At 64.5% G+C, this 2,523-nt stretch carries 2 protein-coding genes; both read right to left on the reverse strand.

The features are described from left to right. Window positions 1-178: 178 nt before the first annotated feature. The gene (istB, locus tag AX721_RS23050) at window positions 179-910 is read right to left on the reverse strand and encodes an IS21-like element helper ATPase IstB (protein ID WP_369808014.1); all 732 of its coding nucleotides are present in this window, start codon (window positions 908-910) and stop codon (window positions 179-181) included. After that, the gene (gene istA, locus AX721_RS23055; protein WP_068878314.1) at window positions 894-2,408 is read right to left on the reverse strand and encodes an IS21 family transposase; all 1,515 of its coding nucleotides are present in this window, start codon (window positions 2,406-2,408) and stop codon (window positions 894-896) included. Before istA ends, istB begins: the two co-directional genes overlap by 17 nt. Window positions 2,409-2,523: the final 115 nt, after the last annotated feature.

The following is a 2,523-nucleotide window of genomic DNA, read 5'->3' on the forward strand; positions in this document are numbered from 1 at the left end:
TGTCAAACGGCGTTCAAAAGGGACCCCCGATCGGCGTCGAAGAGGGACCCCCTTTTCGGATAATATGATGCTGGTTTGTTGAAGATGGCCTTGCGCTGCGTGCGGCGGAGGGCGGGCGTAGCCCGACCGGAGGCGCGCGCAGCGCAAGATAGATTTTTGAAGGCGCCGAAGGTGGCTGTCAGCTGCGGTTTTTGAAGCGCCAGCTGTCGTTGCCCGTCTCGACGATATCGCAGTGGTGGGTGACGCGGTCGAGCAGCGCCGTGGTCATCTTGGGATCGCCGAACACGGTCGGCCATTCGCCGAAGGCGAGGTTCGTGGTGATGATGACGCTGGTCCGCTCATAAAGCTTGCTGATGAGGTGGAACAGCAACTGCCCTCCCGAGCGGGCGAACGGCAGATAACCGAGCTCGTCGAGCACGATCAGGTCGAGCCGCGACAGCTGCGCCGCCAGGGTCCCGCCTTTGCCGATCCGGGTCTCCTCTTCGAGGCGTGTCACCAGATCGACGGTGTTGAAGTAGCGGGCGCGAGCGCCCCTTCGCACGACATTGGCGGTGATCGCGATGGCGAGGTGGGTCTTGCCTGTCCCCGTGCCGCCGACCAGCACGATATTGCGGCGAGGCGGTAGGAAGGAGCCGTCGTGAAGGGAGCGGATCATCTCCTCATTGATCGGGGTGCCCTCGAAGCTGAACCGCTCCAGGTCCTTCACCACGGGCAGCCTGGCAGCCGTCATGCGATAACGGATGGAGGCCGCATCCCGGTGGGTCGCCTCGGCGCGGAGCAGGTCGGTCAGTATCTCCATGGTGGTGCGCTTGCGCTGGAGGCCGGTAGTGACCGCCTCGTCGAACGCCGCCGCCATGCCCTTGAGCCCGAGGCCGCGCATCGTACCGATCATATCATGCCGCTGCATCATAGCCTCGCAGCAGATCATAGCGGGCACAGTCGGCGAGCGGAGGATGCTGCAGCATCCGGTCTTCCGAAGTGACGATGCTGTGGGGTGTCGCCGGCTCGCGGCGCCGGGAGAGGATGTTGAGGATCAGCTCGTCGCTGGCCGTTCCGTTCGCCAACGCTTCGCGCACGGCAGCCTCTACCGGCTCCAGGCCATCGGTGAGCACCGCCGAGAGGACCCGCACGAACCTGCGATCGGCCTCGTCCCCGGTGCCGAGCCTTCGCCGTAATCGATGCAACGCGGGCGGCAGATCCCAGTCCTGGAACGGCGCCCCGTTACGGAGCGCGCCGGGCTTGTGCGCGAGGACCGGCAGATAATGCCAAGGATCGTAGATGGTGCGGTTCCGACCGAAGTGGCGCTCATGCTCCCCGACGATCTCTTCGCCGCAACGGATGACGATACGATCGGCATAGGCACGCACCTGCACGGTCCGGCGCGCGGCCGTCGACATGACCGAGTAGCGGTTCCGATCGAAGCTGATGAGGCAGGTGCCGGTGACGGCATGCTCGCTCTCATGGAAGCCGTCGAACGGTGCCAGGATCGGCTGCAGGGCCGGTCGTTCCATCTCCAGCGCCTCGGCGACGGTGATGTCGCTGCGCTCGGGGTGGGCGTGATGCTCGGCCCAGCGTCGGCACTCCGCCTCCAGCCACCCGTTGAGCTCGGCCAGGCTGGCGAACCGAAGCCGCGGCTGGAAGAAGCGGCCCCGGATCGTCTGGACTTGCTGCTCAACCTGGCCCTTCTCCCATCCCGCTGCTGGTGAGCAGGCCGTCGGCTCGACCATGTAATGATCGGTCATGATCAGGAAGCGGCGGTTGAACACGCGCTCCTTGCCGGTGAACACGCTCGTCACCGCCGTCTTCATATTATCGTAGATACCGCGCCGGGGCACGCCGCCGAAGAAAGCGAACGCCCGAGCATGGGCATCGAACAGCATCTCCTGGCTCTCACGCGGATAGGCCCGGACATAAGGCGTGCGCGATGCGCAGAGACGAGCGTGCGCAACCTTTATCCGCATCGGCTTGCCGGCGATCTCCACATCCTCATGGCTCCAGTCGAACTGGTAGGCCTCGCCGGGCTGGAAGGTCATCGGGATGAACGCCGGTGCACCTTCGCCGGCATCCTTCCGACGCGCAGCACGCCAGCGCGCCGCATAGCGGCGCACCGCGTCATAGGAACCTTCGAACCCTTCACGCGCAAGCAGATCATGGATACGCGTCATCCGCAGCCGGTCGCGGCGACCTCGCGCCTCGTTCTCCTCGAGAAGCACATCGAGCCGTTCCTGATAGGGGCCAATCCGCGGTAAAGGCTGGACTTTGCGCTGATAGTTGAACGCCGCCTCCGGCGACCGGATCGCTTTGCGGACGACCTTCCGCGACAAACGAAGGTCACGAGCGATCGCCTTGATCGCCTTACCCGCTGCATGCTCACGCCGAATCCGAACCACTGTCTCCACGATCAACATCCCGTTCTCGCCAACTGATCAAAACCAGTCGGCCGACTAAATCCCCGGGATGAAGGGGTCCTTTTTGCACGCCGATCACCCCACGAAGGGGGTGCCTATTGCACGCCGATCCTCA

This window comes from Phenylobacterium sp. CCH9-H3 (assembly GCF_001557235.1).
Taxonomy (GTDB): Bacteria; Pseudomonadota; Alphaproteobacteria; order Caulobacterales; family Caulobacteraceae; genus Phenylobacterium.